Source organism: Microbacterium sp. CGR1 (genome assembly GCF_001266755.1).
In the GTDB taxonomy this organism is placed as follows: domain Bacteria; phylum Actinomycetota; class Actinomycetes; order Actinomycetales; family Microbacteriaceae; genus Microbacterium.
In genome coordinates this window covers 1807287-1824312 of record NZ_CP012299.1, presented here as the reverse complement: position 1 = coordinate 1824312, position 17026 = coordinate 1807287, and the positions used below count along the sequence as shown (strand labels likewise).

The 17026-nt window shown below is 64.1% G+C and carries 26 protein-coding genes; 10 read left to right on the top strand and 16 right to left on the bottom strand.

Going from position 1 to position 17026, the window contains the following annotated elements:
- Window positions 1-200: 200 nt before the first annotated feature.
- Window positions 201-536: a helix-turn-helix domain-containing protein gene (locus tag AKG07_RS08830; protein WP_171821936.1), complete on the bottom strand. Its 336-nt coding sequence runs from the start codon at window positions 534-536 to the stop codon at window positions 201-203.
- A gap of 62 nt (window positions 537-598) precedes the next feature.
- Between AKG07_RS08830 and AKG07_RS08825 the strand changes: the two genes are divergently transcribed.
- Entirely contained in the window at window positions 599-1150 is a 552-nt protein-coding gene (locus AKG07_RS08825; protein WP_150115104.1) for a helix-turn-helix domain-containing protein, read from the top strand.
- A 12-nt stretch (window positions 1151-1162) separates the two neighbouring features.
- On the opposite strand, the gene AKG07_RS08820 is transcribed toward AKG07_RS08825, so the two are convergent.
- From AKG07_RS08820 to AKG07_RS08770, 14 genes are all read right to left on the bottom strand, one after another.
- The gene (locus AKG07_RS08820; RefSeq protein WP_053097528.1) at window positions 1163-1570 is read right to left on the bottom strand and encodes a hypothetical protein; all 408 of its coding nucleotides are present in this window, start codon (window positions 1568-1570) and stop codon (window positions 1163-1165) included.
- A 534-nt stretch (window positions 1571-2104) separates the two neighbouring features.
- The gene (locus AKG07_RS08810) at window positions 2105-2704 is read right to left on the bottom strand and encodes a hypothetical protein (RefSeq protein ID WP_053097526.1); all 600 of its coding nucleotides are present in this window, start codon (window positions 2702-2704) and stop codon (window positions 2105-2107) included.
- A 372-nt stretch (window positions 2705-3076) separates the two neighbouring features.
- A complete protein-coding gene (locus tag AKG07_RS08805; RefSeq protein WP_053097525.1) occupies window positions 3077-3463 on the bottom strand; it encodes a hypothetical protein in 387 nt (128 codons plus the stop codon).
- 33 nt (window positions 3464-3496) lie between these two features.
- A complete protein-coding gene (locus tag AKG07_RS18180; protein WP_256381359.1) occupies window positions 3497-3625 on the bottom strand; it encodes a hypothetical protein in 129 nt (42 codons plus the stop codon).
- A 55-nt stretch (window positions 3626-3680) separates the two neighbouring features.
- Window positions 3681-4037, bottom strand: a complete 357-nt coding sequence (locus AKG07_RS08800) for a hypothetical protein (protein ID WP_053097524.1) — start codon at window positions 4035-4037, stop codon at window positions 3681-3683.
- Window positions 4038-4147: 110 nt separating this feature from the next.
- The gene (locus tag AKG07_RS08795) at window positions 4148-4912 is read right to left on the bottom strand and encodes a hypothetical protein (protein WP_150115103.1); all 765 of its coding nucleotides are present in this window, start codon (window positions 4910-4912) and stop codon (window positions 4148-4150) included.
- Between the two features lie 9 nt (window positions 4913-4921).
- The gene (locus AKG07_RS08790) at window positions 4922-5284 is read right to left on the bottom strand and encodes a hypothetical protein (protein WP_053097522.1); all 363 of its coding nucleotides are present in this window, start codon (window positions 5282-5284) and stop codon (window positions 4922-4924) included.
- A 5-nt stretch (window positions 5285-5289) separates the two neighbouring features.
- Window positions 5290-5460: a hypothetical protein gene (locus tag AKG07_RS17840; RefSeq protein WP_171821935.1), complete on the bottom strand. Its 171-nt coding sequence runs from the start codon at window positions 5458-5460 to the stop codon at window positions 5290-5292.
- Window positions 5457-5618 (bottom strand): hypothetical protein, encoded by a 162-nt coding sequence (locus AKG07_RS17835; RefSeq protein WP_171821934.1) that lies wholly within the window; start codon window positions 5616-5618, stop codon window positions 5457-5459. Before AKG07_RS17835 ends, AKG07_RS17840 begins: the two co-directional genes overlap by 4 nt.
- Window positions 5615-6463 carry a helix-turn-helix domain-containing protein gene (locus AKG07_RS08785; protein WP_053097521.1) on the bottom strand — a complete coding sequence of 283 codons (849 nt, stop codon included), beginning with the start codon at window positions 6461-6463 and terminating at the stop codon, window positions 5615-5617. The genes AKG07_RS17835 and AKG07_RS08785 overlap by 4 nt, the downstream gene beginning before the upstream one ends.
- 76 nt (window positions 6464-6539) lie before the next feature.
- On the bottom strand, window positions 6540-6797 hold the full coding sequence (locus AKG07_RS08780) for a hypothetical protein (RefSeq protein ID WP_150115102.1): 258 nt from the start codon (window positions 6795-6797) through the stop codon (window positions 6540-6542).
- Window positions 6794-7690, bottom strand: coding sequence for a hypothetical protein (locus AKG07_RS08775; protein ID WP_053097519.1), 897 nt, complete (start codon window positions 7688-7690; stop codon window positions 6794-6796). The genes AKG07_RS08780 and AKG07_RS08775 overlap by 4 nt, the downstream gene beginning before the upstream one ends.
- An 8-nt stretch (window positions 7691-7698) precedes the next feature.
- Complete coding sequence (locus AKG07_RS17645; protein WP_150115101.1) at window positions 7699-7980, bottom strand: hypothetical protein; 282 nt, start codon at window positions 7978-7980, stop codon at window positions 7699-7701.
- Complete coding sequence (locus AKG07_RS08770) at window positions 7977-8174, bottom strand: helix-turn-helix domain-containing protein (protein ID WP_053097518.1); 198 nt, start codon at window positions 8172-8174, stop codon at window positions 7977-7979. The genes AKG07_RS17645 and AKG07_RS08770 overlap by 4 nt, the downstream gene beginning before the upstream one ends.
- A gap of 96 nt (window positions 8175-8270) precedes the next feature.
- Between AKG07_RS08770 and AKG07_RS08765 the strand changes: the two genes are divergently transcribed.
- Both AKG07_RS08765 and AKG07_RS08760 read left to right on the top strand, forming a co-directional pair.
- Entirely contained in the window at window positions 8271-8834 is a 564-nt protein-coding gene (locus tag AKG07_RS08765) for a helix-turn-helix transcriptional regulator (protein WP_053097517.1), read from the top strand.
- The gene (locus AKG07_RS08760) at window positions 8809-9906 is read left to right on the top strand and encodes a tyrosine-type recombinase/integrase (protein ID WP_053097516.1); all 1098 of its coding nucleotides are present in this window, start codon (window positions 8809-8811) and stop codon (window positions 9904-9906) included. The genes AKG07_RS08765 and AKG07_RS08760 overlap by 26 nt, the downstream gene beginning before the upstream one ends.
- 23 nt (window positions 9907-9929) lie before the next feature.
- Here AKG07_RS08760 and AKG07_RS08755 read toward each other — a convergent pair whose 3' ends face one another.
- Complete coding sequence (locus AKG07_RS08755) at window positions 9930-10418, bottom strand: YajQ family cyclic di-GMP-binding protein (RefSeq protein ID WP_053097515.1); 489 nt, start codon at window positions 10416-10418, stop codon at window positions 9930-9932.
- A 188-nt stretch (window positions 10419-10606) separates the two neighbouring features.
- Here AKG07_RS08755 and AKG07_RS08750 point away from each other — a divergent pair, with 188 nt between their 5' ends.
- From AKG07_RS08750 to AKG07_RS08725, 7 genes are all read left to right on the top strand, one after another.
- Window positions 10607-11815 (top strand): sugar ABC transporter substrate-binding protein, encoded by a 1209-nt coding sequence (locus tag AKG07_RS08750; RefSeq protein WP_053097514.1) that lies wholly within the window; start codon window positions 10607-10609, stop codon window positions 11813-11815.
- A gap of 66 nt (window positions 11816-11881) precedes the next feature.
- Window positions 11882-13486 carry a maltose ABC transporter permease MalF gene (gene malF / locus AKG07_RS08745; RefSeq protein ID WP_053097513.1) on the top strand — a complete coding sequence of 535 codons (1605 nt, stop codon included), beginning with the start codon at window positions 11882-11884 and terminating at the stop codon, window positions 13484-13486.
- Between the two features lies 1 nt (window position 13487).
- Window positions 13488-14414 (top strand): sugar ABC transporter permease, encoded by a 927-nt coding sequence (locus AKG07_RS08740; protein ID WP_053097512.1) that lies wholly within the window; start codon window positions 13488-13490, stop codon window positions 14412-14414.
- Window positions 14415-14486: 72 nt separating this feature from the next.
- The gene (locus tag AKG07_RS17830) at window positions 14487-14639 is read left to right on the top strand and encodes a hypothetical protein (protein WP_171821933.1); all 153 of its coding nucleotides are present in this window, start codon (window positions 14487-14489) and stop codon (window positions 14637-14639) included.
- Between the two features lie 98 nt (window positions 14640-14737).
- Window positions 14738-15775, top strand: coding sequence for a hypothetical protein (locus AKG07_RS08735; protein ID WP_053097511.1), 1038 nt, complete (start codon window positions 14738-14740; stop codon window positions 15773-15775).
- A gap of 8 nt (window positions 15776-15783) precedes the next feature.
- Entirely contained in the window at window positions 15784-16275 is a 492-nt protein-coding gene (locus AKG07_RS08730) for a hypothetical protein (RefSeq protein WP_053097510.1), read from the top strand.
- 59 nt (window positions 16276-16334) lie between these two features.
- Window positions 16335-16982, top strand: a complete 648-nt coding sequence (locus tag AKG07_RS08725) for a hypothetical protein (protein ID WP_053099216.1) — start codon at window positions 16335-16337, stop codon at window positions 16980-16982.
- The last annotated feature ends 44 nt before the right edge of the window (window positions 16983-17026 follow it).

Sequence of the window (17026 nt, the reverse complement as noted above, 5' to 3'; positions counted from 1 at the left end):
ATATCGGAATGGGATCCGAGGGCACAGAAAAGGGGACGGATGCGGCGGCATCCGTCCCCTGCGTTGTGGGATCAGCGGTAGTTGATGAACGGCGCTCAGGTGGTTGGAGGTTGCTGGCCGCTACGGTCTGCGTTGCGCTATCTGGGAAGAGGTGTTGCGGGTGATTGGCGGAAGAGGTGGTGAACGGTGGGGTTTGCGGACTACTTGCGGACTGTGGCCTGGCTTCGTCGCCGGAACGATCCAGGCGGCTGAGCCCATGCGTCAGCCTTCGGTGGCGCTAGCGGGGTGATCTCGTCCGCTCGATCCGCACCAAAGCGCTCTGTCAGTGCGGCCGACAGCATGATGTCCTGAGTGGTGAGGCCGAGACACTCAGCTACCTTGTCGAGCTCGGGCATCGTGAAGGCGTAGGCACCAGACAATCGCCCTGCGACGGTCGGACGGCTCACGCCCAGCGCAGCCATCAGGTCGGCCGGTTTCTTGTTCGCTCGGGCCAGCTCGGCTCGGACGGCTCCCGCAACTGCCTTGTGAAGATCCATGAACGGCACGTTACTCAGAAATCGTGTCGGCATTTGCTGACATCAAGAGCTAGCGTGTGCTCATGCCGATCGGTGGAGAGCTTGGGATTCAGACCGGTGAGTATTGGGCCTACCGACCGGGGACGACGCATCCACCCGTGCGCGCGCTGATTCTCAATCCCGGCCACCACTACGACGCGAACATTCGAATCCGCCTCGTGGACGACCCCGCTGTGGTCGAGCTCTGGACGACGAGAGCGAAGTTGCCGTGCAAGTGGTCACAGCTCGAGGTGTACCTACACGAGCACCCAGACGTGCCGCGCGCCTACCCTCCGACGCCTGAGCCCGGTGAGCAACCCGACCCCGGTGCCGTCAGAATGGCCTTCTCAGCGAATGAACTGCGGTCGATCATCCACGATGAGGTGACGAACGCTCTTGGCGCCCAGAAGATCGCCTACACGTTGCAGGAAGCGGCCACGGCGACGGGGGTCAGCACGACCCTTATTCGCGCGGCCGTGAGGCGGCATGACCTAGTTGCGAGCTACGCCGGCACCAAACCTCTATTCACGCCGGAAGCGCTGAAGTCATGGGTCGACTCATTGCCTTCCGATCCATGGAAAATCACATACCGCTGAGCCGGTGGGGGCTCAGTACACGATCTCGAGCAGCCGCGTCGTCTCGCGTTGCTCTCCGCGATGGTTGGTCCACGAGATTCGAAGCTTGAGCGACCCCGAAGGAAGCTGATCGAGGAAAATCATTTCGGCCTCACCTGGTCGGAACAAGTCGGCACTGTCGGGATCGCGTATCAGTTCGGAACCCGTGACGTTCAGCGCGACATCCGTGGCGGTGCGAGTACCCGCGTTCTTGAGAACCCACGCGCGTACCTTGCTACGTTTCGCTACCTGCTCGGCGACGGGCGTCAGGGTCCAGTCCGCATCTGCGGCGCGGTCGACTCGTCTGCGTTCGAAATGCAGGGCAAGCTGCGCGCTTCCGATCCCGATCCCCGCGGCGACGAGTAGGCGTGCAACATCCAACACGATCGACCATTCGTTCACGCGATCACTGTAACCCGGGCCACCGATCCCAGGCTCCGGTTACGATCGGCGGTATGTCTGAAGCGGTGTGGGTTGCGTTAGTTACCGGCGGTCTCGTTGTTCTGAGTGGCACAGTTGCAACGGTCGGGCAGGTTTTTGGTCAGGCCTGGCAGCAAACGCGTCGCGCCCGCGCGGATCGGGCTCTTGCAGAGCGCGACGCGCAGAGGCAGGCTGCCGTCGATTTCCTTCAGTGCATATGGAACGAAGGCCCGGGCACGTTCGATCGGATCGCCCAAGCGAGGGTGGCGTTTATTGCTTCTCTCCCGGACGAGCGGGTTACCCCCGAGGTGCTCCAATACACGCTGCTGATCACGAGAAATGGGAACAAGCTCGACCTCCGAGCGGCACCGGATCTGCTTCTCGGATGGCTCGGCGGGCGAGTGTCTGACTCGAAACTGGGCGCCACAGTCGCCGAAGCGCGAGCCGCGGGTGCGCCTCGATAGATCCAACGATGCGCTGCGAAGGTGAAGGTTATCACCGGAGGCTCATGGCCGACTACCAGTCCTTGATCACGCAGCAGGCTGTAATGAACTCAGCTTCTTCCATGCCAGCAGGGGATGCAGCTAGTCTGATCTCCTTGAAACCGGCGGGCGCGTACAGCGCGTCGAAAACGCTTCGTTGTGCGTCCACAACTAGGAAACGTCCACCGATCAACCCTCGCGCCAGCTTCACGATCGTCTTGGCTTCGTCAAGAAGAACCGTGCCAGGAAGCTGCTCACGTGAATATCGGTCATGGCGCGCGAGCTCGGCGATGCTGAACGCACCGGTTTGCTCGATTGGAATGTTCCCCGACAGTCGCGTTCGCAGAGTCTTGCTTGCTTCTCTGAGGTCCAGAGTTGCCATGCCGATCGTGAAAAATGCCGCGACGTCATAGGCGCGCTCATCATCAACGGTTACGAGCACGTAGGTGCGGCTGTGGCCGTGGCTTTCCCAGTTGTGAACCTTGCCGCGGGCAAAATCCTGCAGGTGGGACGATCGCTCACAGTCGAACGCCGCCAGGCTTGCGTGTACCTGTTCTCTGATCTCAGCAAACGACTCAAGTTCTGCAAGTGAGAAGACCCGGTAAGGGATCAGAGCAGGTGTCTGCGCGGTCAACGCGTGCGGTGCTTGACTAGCTCCTGAAGCGCCGACAGGCGTTCTGAGCTGCTGCCGGCGTACCGGCTAGTGAACCCGGGGGTCGACGAGGGCGCGCTCTCCCCTCCAGCCATCGCGGCGAGTTGCGCAACAGCGTCGTTCGTGAGAACGTACGCAGAACTGAGCGACTCGGAAGCCACGTGATCACCCCATCTAGTTCCCCAGTAATACTGGGCAGTACGATAACGAATCATTTTGGATACAGATTCAGCTACGTTGTACAGACCTTAGGATACCTCAGCGATCAGGTCAAATCTCTATGCACTCTCAGGTCTGGTCCGCGGACAAGACGCTGCGTCCAACTGCTCGCCGTCCGACGCTCACGCGGCCTATTCAACCGGCGAGTTCCGCAGCCCACTGGGTGAGCTGCGCGCTCCACTCCTCGGTCGTGTAGAACCGCGATGCGACGCCCCATCCGGCGGCGATCTGGTACAGGTTGCCCGCGTTCGTGATCATCACCATGTAGCCGTTCGTCACACTCTGCGCTGGCGAGAGGTTGCCGTTCGGGTGCTGCCCGCCACTGGATGACACGCTCTTCATGAGGCGGATACCCTCGAGACCCGGCTTGGTGAGATCTGCCTCGAGGCGCCAGGTCTTCCAGGAACCCTGCACAACCCGCAGGTTTGGTGCAGCAGTGGTCGTGGGGGCGCCTGGCGCCAAGTCGATGGCGATGTTGAGAGGCGCGCCTCCATACTCGAACCTGTACTCTTCAGCGGCCATCAGTGCCTCCCTCCCAGCGCGCGTCGAAACGACTCAACGGTTCGGTACGGCATGCAGGTTCCCGTCACCGTCAGCGAAGACGATGTAGAGGTTGCTGGCATTCGCGAGCGAGTACCACATGCTCGAGTTGTTGTGGACGGTGATGGTTGCAGGTGTTGCCATGATCTTCTCCTTCGTACGTGGTTACTTGGTTCCAGTTGGCGGCGCGCCAGTCTGGTCAGACTGCTTTCCCGTGGGCCTTCTCCCAGCGAGTGAGGCCCCCTTCTCGTTGTGCGTTCACGGTCGTGCTGTTCTCGTCGGGGAGCTTCAGCCCGCGCAGCAGAGCCGCCATCGTGACGCGGTGCTGTCGCAGCTCCGTCAGCAGCGGATGCGTGATGATCTGCCCCATCGACCCCTTGGTCGTCAGCGGGGCATCCTTCAACTCTTCTTCGATGCGTGAGATGAGATCAGCCTCACCGCACGCGGCCTTCAACGTCTCGAGCTCGTCACTCCGAAGCAGATACTTCGACGTGATTTCCTTCCACAACGCCCGACCCTTCTTGTCGAGCGAAACCGGCGGCGTCTTCGAACGCATACCGTCACCTCCTGTCTAAAAAATGAACCGAAATCAGCTACCAGAACCCGGGCGGCTATCTCCGGCGACTCCTAAGGGCCGCGAGGGGTCCACCCCCACGGCCCAGTGAGTCAGCCTTGGATTTCGCTCTCGGCGAGCAGTGTGGGCGTCATGCCGTGCTGCACGGCCATGAGGAACCAGGTGAGGTTGTCGGCCCGCATGTTGTCGCGCACGCTGGCCTGCAGGTGTTCGCCACCTCGCTTGGTGTTGTACTCACCGTCGCCGGCCCACTCGTACCAGTCGTCTCGTCGTGAGCCTGCCGTGATCCGGTAGCGGCGCAGCGTGCGGGCTACGGCGTAGAGATCCCTGAGCGTTGACCAGGCGTCCGACACGCGTGGGTTGGCGATGAGGTGGTCGGCTGCGTTCGGAGCCATGAACGCGTCGAACGTCGGCGCGTACTCGGTTTCACTGATGAGAGTCTTCACGGCATTGTCGATCGGTGATCGCAGGATGCTGGCGATCCATTCGTCGCCGTGCGAGGCGAACACCTGCAGCAGATCCGAGGCTGCGAGGTCTCGAGCTCTGCTGAGGATGAGCCGGTATGGCGACTGCGGGCTCTTCGCTGCGACCATCTGCGCGGCTGCTGCGGTGGTCACCTGCTCGGCAGTACCGATGCCGTCTGCGAGGGCACGTGCAGCGCTCTCGTGGGCGGTGGCGGGATCTGTTCCCGCCGCGATGGCGTTGATGTTGGCGATCACGGTGGCGTGCTTCTCGACAGCCTTGGTCACGTCCTTCGGCGTGGTGACGCCGTGCCGCTCGAGGGTGTCGGGAATCTCGGTGAGTGCCCGGATGCTGTCGCCGCTCATGCGGCTGGGCTTGGTGGTGGGGTAAGGCATGTGTGCTCCTTAGTGGTCGAATGCTCGGGCGACGGCTTCTTCGACCTCGCGCTGGCTGCTGGCCGAGTCGGATGTCTTGAGTGCTCGCTGTTCGGTGGTCATCTGTCGAGCGAACTCGGCTGCGGCCTCCTCGGCTGCGGCGACAGCGGGGCCGTGTGCGCCCGTGCCGTTGAGGGCCGCGATGCTCGCCGCTTTGCTGACGAGTGAGGCGCGGAAGCGGTTGAGGCTCTGCCCGTCCGGGAGCCGTTCGGTCGACACTTCGTCGAGGAGCTGATCGAGGTCTCGGCTGCTGGGCTGACGTCCGTGTGCAGCGTGGTCGAGGATGACGCGGATCGGGTGGCCGCGGTCGATGTGGTTCGTGTTCTCTGTCATGGTGATTACTCCTTGGTGGTGTTGTGGTCGGGGCACTGGTTCGTCCAGGTGCCGCTGGTGTTGGTTGAGGCCCATCCCGCTGCGTGTGCGAGACGTGTGATCGCGCCGCGGTAATTGCCGTCTGGAACGAACACCGCGTCGCATGTGTCGCAGAGGACGGCGAGGGCGATGGTCACGTTTCCTCCTCTCTCTTCGTGGTGATGTCCGGGGCGGGCAGGATGTGCCCTGATTCGGCGAGCTGCGCGTAATACCTCGACAGCTCGGTGGCGAACGCGATGGGTGAGTCCCATGCGTCTGCGAGTGCTGCGAAGTTGGCTGGTCGTGGTGCGCTCACGATGCGTGCTCCTTTCTGGTCGTGACGCTCGCCGGATCTCCGGCCGATTCAGCGAAGTGCTTCCCGGCTGTGCTGAGTGCGTGGAACGAGGGGTCGCCGGCCTGCGGGTAGACAATCTCGTCGGGCCTACCGAGTGCTTTGAGGTATCCGCGGATCTGGTTGTCGGCCTCGTCGCGTGTGAGCTTCCGCCACCGCTGCAGTTGCAGATCGTTGGGTACACCGCCGCCTGTCTCGTAGCCGAGGTGGATGGCGAGGTCTTTCAGGTAGGCGACCTGCTTCTCTGTTGCCCCATCTCCCTCTGAAGCATCGAATGAGAAATCGTCGTACCCGCCTTCGGAGAAAGTGGGTGTTACAGCTTGTTCATGGATCTTGTTCTCGTAGGTCTTGTTAGAGGCGCTGGGAGCACCTACCCCTGAGTGCTCGGAGCGCCCACCTAGGTGCTCGGAGCGCCCACTCTCGTCGTTCACTCCCTTGGGTAGGTGCTCGGAGCGCCTACCCTTTGAGCGCTTCGGGATGCGACGCCCCCGCTTGCTGGTTTCCCAGATGTGGGCTGGCTTCTCCTTCGCAACCGCGACCTCGTACACGTTCGGGAGATTCTTCGTGCCGACTTTGCGCTTGGTGACACGAATCAGCCCTCTTTGCTCGAGCAGCGGGATTGTGCGCTTTACGGTGTCGCGGGAGACGCGGGCGCAGTCGGCGATCGTTGCCATCCCAGGGAAACAGGTACCCGTCTTGTGGTCTCGGAATCTGAGCAGGACGATGTACACGGCGAGCTCGTGAGACGAAAGATCGCTATCGTCGATCAACCAGTTGGGCACTCTCACCCATCCGTCAGTTGCAGCCATGTCACCTCCTTTCATTCGTGTTGTTCAGTTGGAATGCAGATGCCCCTACCGGCCGGGGTAGGGGCATCTGGGTCTGTTACGGCTCGAGGCCGCGGAGTTGGTCGTCGACTTCCGTCGATCGGCGCAAGATGCGGGGCGGGTCGGGTAGTTGCTGTGCGAGCTCGACGAGACGAACGGCGACAACGCGGGCGAGGTTCTTGTCGAGCTCCTGCGCGATGCGTCCCTGGGTGTCAAAGATGGCGACGAACATCGGCTTTCTCGTCAGTGGGTCAATCGCGATGTCGACGATTTCGGATGCGGTCTCGTCGTTCCATTGCTCTTCTGTCATGGTCACAACAACGCCTCCTTTGCGTTCGCGTTCGCGCACTCGATTGACATCCACTGCAAATCGTTCGCGAACGTGCTGAGCATCTCGGGGGTGGCCTCGGACAGCTCGGCGCCGCCATCCACGTTGACGAACCAGTGGGCGTCATTCTCGTCGGAGTACTTCTTGATCTCGATCTCGTAGGTGAAGTACTTGCCGAGACTCCGTTGCAGTGTCTCGAGCGTGTGGGGGTCGCCGTCTTCGTGGACCTGTTCGCGGCAGAGCCTCTCGGTGCAGACGGCCACCTTCGCGGCATTCGACCCTTTGAGGTAAGGATCGCCGTAGCGCCGGGACGTGAATACCAGTGCGAACGTCCGGTCATCAGCCCAGTCAGACGTGATGCGCACCCACTGTGGGCTGTTAGGACGTCCATTTTTCAGCTCTTCGATTGCCTCGTTGAACCACCGCAGATCGTGTTCGTCGGCACCGTCGTGGAGTGCGACCTGAATGACGCGCTCGCCCTTGCGAAGACGGATGGTGATGCGACCTGCTCTGCGGAACCACGCCCCCGTGTTGTCTCGCCAGATGTGGAGCCTTCCGTAGGTAGCGGCCACGTACACGACGGGCATGTCAGCGATCTCTTCGTCGGAGAACGAGTCGTGCGGGTCGACGAGCTCATTCCCATTCGGGCTCTTCTTCGCGCCAAGGTGAACGCAATCCATACTCGGAGAGTCGGTGATCTTGATCCGCGGGTCAGCGGCGAGCGTCCCCTTGCGCGCGTTCTTCGCACGGATCTTGCGTGCCTTCTTTGCGCTCGGCTTCTTCGGCTGTTGAGGGGGTGGGGTTGCCGTGCTCGTCCCCACCCCCTCAACCAACAAGGTGCGGTCAGCGGCGGCTTCTGCGATACTGATCTGAGTAGTCATTTCGGATCTCACTTTCTGATGACTTCGCCCTCGCCCGAGTTGCCGCTCGAGACGGGGGCATTTTTCTTGGTTCCCCAGATATGACCCTTGCGGGACATCCGGAAGTTGAGCTTCGCCAACAAAGGACGAATCGTGTTGACGTCGAGGTGGACGGTGACACCGTTCTCCCATGTGACTTGCACGGACCGACCCATGAGATTGCGGATCGCCGTTTCCCCTGTTGGGTCCCGGTAAGTCAGGGAGTAGAAGTCGCGCGAAGGATCAGCGCCACTGGGATTCGGTGAGGTCATCCGGCCTCTTCAAATCCCGCGTTGATGAACGCCTCGAGGTCTGCGCGACGAACGAGTCTGCGGCCGGCGATTTTTCCGGACTTGATCTGGTTGGTGTGGATGAGCCAACGCACCGACGCGGGAGTGCGTCGGGTGCGTTCGGCAACTTCGTCGACTGTCAGTAGTTCGAGCTCTGGCGGTGAGGTGATGGTCATGGGTGACTCCTTCCAAAAATGACAATAACAGGTTGTCCACTCTGGATGCAACCAAAACAGATGATTCGTGGATGTCCGTTGTTGTAAGCTCAGGGCATGACGGACGATGAGCCACTTGCGGTATTCGACGACGACATGGATGCGCGATTCGCCGCGTCGGTCGCGGAGCTTCGCAAGGCTCGCGGGTGGAGTCAGGAACGGTTGGCGAAGATGCTGACCAGGCGCGGGGTGCGGGACATGACAGGGCTGGTGATCTCTCGCATCGAAGCTGGCCGACGAAAAGTGCGTCTTCAGGAAGCTGTGGGGTTGGCGCAGGTCTTTGGGGTAACGCTGCTTTCGATGACGAAGCAAGACGAGATGCTCAATGCAATCGTCTTGCTCTCCGGCCAGGTTCGGGATTTGCGAGCTTTGCAGAGCGACTTCCTGGACACGGCCGAACGGTTTGCTGCAAACGTCCACGAGTCCGCTACCTACGTTCTTCGCGTGATCGATGATCTGCGTGCGAGCGGAGATCTAGACGCCGACGCTCAGGATCTGCTCTCTCGCTATGAGCGGGGTGCTCGTGGGGCTTTGGAGTTTGGTCCTAGCGAGATCGCGTCGAAGGTGACTTGGCCTCGAACGCCGGAGGGGAAGAATGGCGAGCGTCAAGCAGAGGTCTAACGGGGTATGGCGCGCGCGCTATCGCGATCAGGCCGGCAGGGAGCACACCAAGCACGAGAAGACGAGGCGTGCTGCGCAGCGATGGCTAGACGAGCAGACTGCCGCGATCGTTACGGGGCAATGGGCCGACCCGGGTGCCGGACGCGTCACCTGGGATGAGTGGGTCTCGCGCTGGATGAGCATGCAGGTCTGGGCGGATGGGACGGCGACGGCGGCGAAGACGGCTGTGGAGTCGGTCTCCTGGCGCCTCAAAGCTATCCGTGACGTGAAGCATGGCGACGTGCAAACGTGGGTCACGAAAGAGTCTGAACGCGGTCTAGCGGCTTCGACGATCCGCACTCGACTCAACTACGTGCAGATGGCATTCCGTGCGGCTGTGGATAACCAGGTGATCTCTCGGAACCCGGCATCGCGTGTGAAGACACCTCGTATTCGCAAGCGTGAGGCGACGATGAAGATCCTCACCGCGGACCAGGTGAACGCGTCGCTCGAGGCAGCGGGGGAGTTCCGCGCGTTCGTCGCCGTTTGCGCTTTCGCCGGCCTGAGGCTGGGCGAGGCTGCGGGTCTGCAGGTCGGTGATGTAGATCGTGTTCGTAACACGATCTTGGTTCGTCGCCAGGTGCAGGGGACCTCGATACCGACGACTCGAATCGTTCCGCCGAAGGCTGGATCAGAGCGCGAGGTGTTCGTGCCGGCCGAGCTCATCGACATGCTGGCGCCGTACGTCTCAAGTCCGGGTGTCGCACTCGATTCGTTCGTCTTCCGCTCAGCGCTGGGGCATCTGTACAACCGGAACAGCGCGGGGGAGGAGTGGCGCCGCATCAGAAAGACCCTCGGCTTCGGCGACGAGGTGACGATCCATACGTTCCGACACACGTTCGCGTCCAACCTGATCGCGTCAGGTTGCGATGTCGTGACTGTGCAACGCGCGCTGGGCCACTCCCAGCCGTCGATCACGCTCAACGTCTACAGCCATCTGTGGCCGTCAGCGGAGGATAAGACGCGCTCCGCGACGGCCACATTCATGGGGCAAGTTCTGGGTTCTGCGGACTCCTCGCGGACTCCAGGTTAAAAACCCCAGATCAGCCGGGATGCTTACCGGTAGTTGATGAACTGCAGGTCGAGATCGAGATCCGCGCCCTTGAGCAGCGCGATCACCGACTGGAGGTCGTCACGGCTCTTCGACTGCACGCGCAGCTCGTCGCCCTGGATCTGGCTCTTCACGCCCTTCGGACCCTCGTCGCGGATGAGCTTGTTGATCTTCTTCGCGTTCTCCGAGGAGATGCCGTCCTTGAGGGTCGAGACGATGCGGAACTCCTTGCCGCTGGCGAAGGGTTCGCCCGACTCGAGGCTCTTGAGCGAGATGCCGCGCTTGATGAGCTTCGACTGGAAGACGTCGAGAACGGCCTTCGCGCGCTCCTCGGTGCCGGCGATGATCAGGATCTGCTCGCCGCTCCAGGCGATGGAGGCGCCCGTGCCCTTGAAGTCGTAGCGCTGCTCGATCTCCTTGCGCGCCTGGTTCAGGGCGTTCTCGGCCTCCTGGTGATCCACTTTCGAGACGATGTCAAAGGAACTGTCAGCCATACGCAAAGTGTATCGACACCGCCGTTTTCACGCTCGCTTGGAAGCGCTTCCATCGACTCTCACGCACCAATCCGCGGTTACAGCTTGATATCAAAGGGCTTTTGCATTGCGATTCCCGTCGTTCTCGATGCATACTGTAAGCGCTTGCAGTCCTTGCAGGCCACCAGTACTCAGAGAGGCACACACCAATGAAGGTGAACAAGAGGGGCATCGTCGCCGCCGGCGTCATCGCGATCGTTTCGACTCTTTCCCTGGCCGGTTGCTCGACCGCGACCGACGGCGGCGACGCGTCCGAGGGTGAGAACGGCGGCACGCTGACCGTCTGGGTCGACGCCGAGCGCGTCGACGCGCTGCAGAGCGCCGCCGACTCCTACGAGGAGAAGACCGGAGTCAAGGTCGAGCTCGTCGGCAAGTCCGTCGACGACATGAAGGACGACTTCATCCAGCAGGTGCCGACCGGCAAGGGCCCCGATGTGGTCATGGGCGCGCACGACTGGCTCGGAGAGCTCTCGACCAACGGCGTGGTCGCCCCGCTCGAGCTCGGCGACTCGTCGGCCGACTACCTGCCCGTCGCCCTTCAGGCGGCGACCTACGACGGAACCGTCTACATGCTTCCCTACGCGGTCGAGAACATCGCCGTGCTGCGCAACGCCGACATGGTGCCCGCCGCCGCGACGAGCTTCGACGACATGGTCTCGAAGGGCGCGTTCGTCGTCGAGCAGGGCACCGAGGGCAACCCGTACCACCTGTACCCGTTCCAGACGGCGTTCGGCGCTCCGGTCTTCGGCACCGACGACTCGGGCAGCTACGACTCGGCAGATCTGCAGCTCGGCAGCGAGGGCGGAACGGCCTTCGCCGACTGGCTCGCCGCTCAGGGCGCCGCAGGCACGCTGAACACCGACGTCGACGGCGAGATCGCCAAGCAGCAGTTCCTCGACGGCACCGCGTCCTTCTGGCTGACCGGCCCGTGGAACGTCGGCGCCGCAGTCGACGCCGGAATCAACGTCGCGATCGACCCGATCCCCAGCCCCACGGGTGAGACCGCGTCGCCGTTCGCCGGCGTCAAGGGCTTCTTCGTGAGCTCCGAGTCGAAGAACAAGGTCGCCGCGAACGACTTCCTCGTGAACTACATCGGCACCGAAGAGGTGCAGCTCGAGCTGTTCGAGGCCGGCAACATCCTCCCCGCGCTGACGGCCGCCGCCGATTCCGCCGCCTCCGACCCGATCATCGCCGGCTTCCAGGCCGTCGGTGCGGATGCCGTCCCGATGCCCGCGATCCCCGCGATGGGATCGGTCTGGGAGTTCTGGGGCGTGGCCGAGGCCGCGATCATCAACGGCTCCGACCCGGCGTCGACGTGGCAGAAGCTCGTCGACGACGTCACCGCAGCGATCAAGTAAGACACCCAGCACCATCCCTGCCGGGGCGGACCTCGTCCGCCCCGGCAGCTCGACGACGGGGACGAGATGACAGACACCGCCGAGCCCACGGCTCCACTCACCAAGCGCCAGCGCCAGGCCGCCGGCATCGCCGAGGCCGCATCCGGGCCGATCGGCTGGATGCTCTTGAAGATCCTGCTGCTGGCGATCGTCGACGCCATCGCGCTGTATGCGGCGTTCGTCCTCTTCGGGCAGCAGGAGTGGCTGGTGCTCGGCCTGGTCGTGGCCGTCACCGTGCTCGTCAACTACATCTACTTCTCGCGCAAGCGCATCCCCGCGAAGTACCTCACGCCCGGCATCATCTTCCTGATCATCTTCCAGGTGTTCACGCTGCTGTACACCGGGTACATCGGCTTCACCAACTACGGCACCGGCCACAACGGCACGAAGGACCAGGCGATCTCGTCGCTCCTCGCCTCCGCCCAGGAGCGCGTGGAGGACTCCCCGACGTACCCGGTCACGGTCGTCGAGCAGTTCGGCACCTACGGCCTGCTGGTGACCGATCCCGACTCCGGCGACGCGCTGCTCGGCACGGCCGAGCAGCCCCTGGAGGAGGTCGACGCCGAGTTCGACGGCGACCAGGCTGTGGCCGTCGACGGCTGGACCACGCTGCCCCTCGCGAAGGTGTTCACGCTCTCGGAAGAGCTGGAGAAGCTCTCGGTGCCGTTCAGCGACGACCCCAACGACGGCAGCCTGCGTGCGCCCGACGGCCAGAAGGGCTACCTGTACGTCTCGACGCTCGAGTACGACGCGGATGCCGACACCATCACCGACACCACGACCGGCGCGGTGTACTCCGACACGGGGGAGGGCTCGTTCATCGCCGAGGACGGGAACGAGCTGCTTCCCGGCTGGCAGACCACCGTCGGGTTCGACAACTTCGTGCGCGCGGTGACCGACGACTCGATCCGCGGCCCGCTCATCTCGGTGACGATCTGGACTTTCGTCTTCGCGGTGCTCTCCGTGGCGACGACGTTCTTCCTCGGCCTGCTCCTCGCGCTGGTGTTCAACAACACGCGGATGCGGTTCCGCAACGGGTACCGGATCATCCTGATCCTCCCGTACGCGTTCCCGGCCTTCCTCTCCGCGCTCGTCTGGGCCGGGATGATGAACGAGAGCTTCGGCTTCATCAACCAGGTGATCTTCGGGGGAGCGGACATCCCCTGGCTCACCGATCCGAACCTCGCGAAGGTCTCCGTGCTGCTGGTGAACCTCTGGCTCGGCTTCCCCTACATGTTCCTCGTCTGCATGGGCGCCCTCCAGGGCATCCCCGAAGACGTCAACGAGGCCGCGGTGATGGACGGCGCCAACCCGTGGCAGGTCTTCCGGCGCATCAAGCTTCCGCTGCTGCTCGTCACGGTGGCGCCGCTGCTGATCTCGTCGTTCGCGTTCAACTTCAACAACTTCAACCTGATCTACATGCTGACCAAGGGCGGGCCGCGGTTCGACGATGTCAGCATCCCGGTCGGGCACACCGACATCCTGATCTCGATGGTCTACAAGGTGGCTTTCACGGGGCAGTCCCGCGACTACGGCCTCGCCTCCGCGTTCACGATCCTGATCTTCATCGTGGTCGCGACGATCTCGATCATCAGCTTCCGCAAGACCAAGGCCCTCGAGGAGCTGAACTGACATGAGCACCACGGACATCGGCACCACCGCCCGCACCGTCGCCGTCGAACAGAACCTCGCGCCGCGTCGCCGCAGCTTCGGCGCATGGTTCGCCGACACCGGATGGCGCCATGTGGTCGCCATCGTCGTCAGCGCCTTCGCGCTGTTCCCGCTGCTGTACGTCGTCTCGGCCTCGCTCAATCCGAGAGGAACACTGACCGGATCGAACCAGCTGTTCTCGGCGTTCGGCTTCGACAGCTACGTGCGCATCCTGAGCGACCCGCAGAACCCCTACGGGCTGTGGTTCCTGAACACGCTCGTCATTGCCGTGGTCACGGGAGCCGTGACGGTGTTCATCGGCGCCCTCGCGGCATACGCCTTCTCGCGCATGCGTTTCGCGGGTCGCCGCATCGGCCTCGTCACGATCGTCGTCGTGCAGATGTTCCCGCAGCTCCTCGCCGTGGTCGCGATCTTCCTGCTGATGTCGACGCTGGGGGACTGGTTCCCCGCGATCGGACTGAACACGCACACGGGGTTGATCCTCGTCTACCTCGGCGGCGCGCTCGGGGTGAACACCTACCTGATGTACGGGTTCTTCAACACCCTGCCGATGGAGCTCGATGAAGCGGCCCGCATCGACGGCGCCGGACACGCGCGCATCTTCTTCACGATGATCCTGCCGCTGGTCGCGCCGATCCTCGCGGTCGTCGCGCTGCTGTCGTTCATCGGCACGGTGAACGAGTACGTGATCGCGAGCGTCATGCTCGTCGATGTCGAGCAGCAGACCCTGGTCGTCGGTCTCACCAAGCTCGTCGCCAACCCGCGATACGCGGACTGGTCGGCCTTCTCGGCCGGCGCGGTGATGGCCGCCATCCCGGTGATGATCCTGTTCCTGTTCCTGCAGCGGTACATCGTCGGCGGACTGACCGCGGGCGCCACGAAGGGCTGATCCGCGATCATGGTCGCAGCGTTCGCGGCGTTGCGATCACCCGTCGTGCGACGGCGGCCGTAGCGTGATGGCATGACGCGTGTGGCCGGGCGGAACGTGGCGATCAGCTGGGTCGCCGGAGTGCTGTGCGCGGGCGTGATCGGCGCTCTCGTCTGGTTCTCGATGCCGATCGTGCCGGTCGTCGCATCGTTCGTCGGCGACACCCTCCGTTCGACGCTTCCCTAGCGATCACGGGCTGCACGACACGTCGGCACGCCTCCCTCGGGGTGCGGTCGGGCGGCGGTAATCTCGCAATGCACACATCCGATGAGAGGCGCACCCCCATGAGTGACCCCGAGGTTCCCCAGCCCGAGCGGCCGAAGGACGTCAACGACGTCGTCGACAGCGCGAACGCTGGACTCGACGCCGCCGCCGCAGCGGGTGCAGGCGTGCATGGCACGCCCGCGGACGCTGCGCACGACACGTCGGCTCCGACACCTGCCCAGCCCGCCGTCGACCCGGATCTCGCCGCGTTCGAAGCCGCCGAGAAGGATCACCCCGGCACCTTCGCGACGCCCGAGCTCAACGACCCGAAGTACCTCGACGCAGACGACACGACGACGTCGCGGAACACGGATGCCGACACGACGAAGTCGTTCGGCACGGATGCGGACGCACCCCCCGCCTACACGCCGCCGGTCGCGCACGAGCAGTCCGCTCTCGCCGGAGCCGCGTACTCGTCGGCCGACCACACCGAGACCCGGATCGTCCCGTCCGAGCCTGCCGCCGCCGAACCGGTCATCGCGCCGGTCCAGCAGCAGCCGATCTTCGTCCAGGCTCCCGAGCCGCCCCGCGAGCGGGGAAACCGCGGCACCGCCGGTGCGATCGGTCTGCTCGCGACCGTCGCCTTCGCGATCCTCTACCTGGGTGCGACGCTCGGCCTTCGTGCCGTCGCGGGTGACATCACGGGCGAGAACATCGGCGAAGCGGCTCTCGCTCCGCTGATGACCTGGGGCTTCTGGGTCCCCGTCGTGGTGTTCTTCCTCGGCTTCTGGCTTCTCGGAGCGTTCATCAACCGCGGACGCTGGGGTCTCTGGGTGGTCTTCGGCATCATCGTCGGGCTCATCGCCTACGGCGGACACATCCTCGGTGCTCTCTTCGAGGCGCCGTTCTGGCTGCTCACGGCTCGGGAGGGGAGCGAGCTCATCGGAGCCCAGCTCTTCCACCCGCTCGCCATCGCAGCGTTCGTCTTCGGCCGTGAGCTGACCATCTGGTTCGGCGCGTGGGTCGCCCGCAGCGGGGCGCGCAAGACCGAGCTCAACGCCGAGGCGCAGCGTGAGTACGAGCGCACGCTCGAGGCCGGTCCGACGCTCTCGAGGTAATCACGAACATGTCATCGCCGAACCCCCGTGGACCCGCGTCCCCGGGGGTTTCGGTCATCCTGGCTCTGGTTCTCGCCACGATCAGCTTCTTCGCCCTGGCGGTGTTCGGCCTCGGCGCGCTGAGTGTGGCCACCGACCGGGACATCATCGCCGTCCCTGGCCTGGGGCAGGTGCCGGGAGCGGTCGGGATGCTCGCGGCGGTGGTGGCGTTCGCGCTGTCGCTCTGGGGGTCGCTGCGGCGATCGCATCCGTCGTTCCTCGCGGCGCCCGCCGTCGCGCTGGCCACGGCGCTCGCGCATCTGGTCGTCCTCTGGATCGCGGTCGCGGTCGCGAGCGGTGACCTGATCGTCGCGACGGTCGTCGCGGGCGATGTCGTCCGTGGCGGGGCGAGCGCGGTGCTGTTGGCCGCCGGGGCCATCGCCGCCTGGGGCGGCATCGCGCTCCGCCGCACGCGCGCGCAGCAGCCGCAGTGGCCCTGGGAGCGCGACGACGAGGAATGACGCCCCGCCGTCGAGACGAAATCTCGGCAGCAGCGGTGCACGCGCCGTACGCTCTACGTGTGGAGCGCTCGTTGGAGACGCAGGTCGACCAGGCCGTCGAGGCCTGGTTGCGGTGGGTGCCGCGCTGGGAGCCGGCGACCCATCGTGGTCGGGTCGCGCCCTGTCGGCGTTGCCTGGGCTCGCCGATCCTGTCGGCGGCGGGCATCGGCTCGAACACGCCGCACGGCGTGCAGCACGGCCTCTCGACTCGGATCAAGACGATCGTCGACCATGCCGTGGCCGAGTACACCGCGAGGAACCTCCCGATGCTCCAGCGCGAGCTCGACCAGCAGGCCGCACGGAACCGGGCGCGCAGCTACCGTCCGGCCGACGGGCTGGATCCGGAGTTCGACGGACTCCCGCTCGATCCTGAGCCGGTCCCCGGTGCGCCGTTCCTCTTCACGATCGCGGGACTGGCGGACGAGGCGGTCGACGATCTGCCGCCGTTGCCGCCGCTGAGCGACGAGGCGAAGGTGGCGCTGCGACAGGAGGTGGCCCTCGCCGACGAGTACGCGAACATGGTCGGCCGTGAGATCTGCGGCATCCTGCTGCGCCACCGCATCTACATCCAGGCCGCGATCTCGCAGCATGTCGAGCCGCAGATCGAGGCGCTGCTCGCCGAGCTCACCGATTCGCTCGACTCCCCGTTCGACTCGGACCAGGCCTAGCGACCGCCGCTGAGCGGCCTTCATTTGACCACCACGTTACGCGG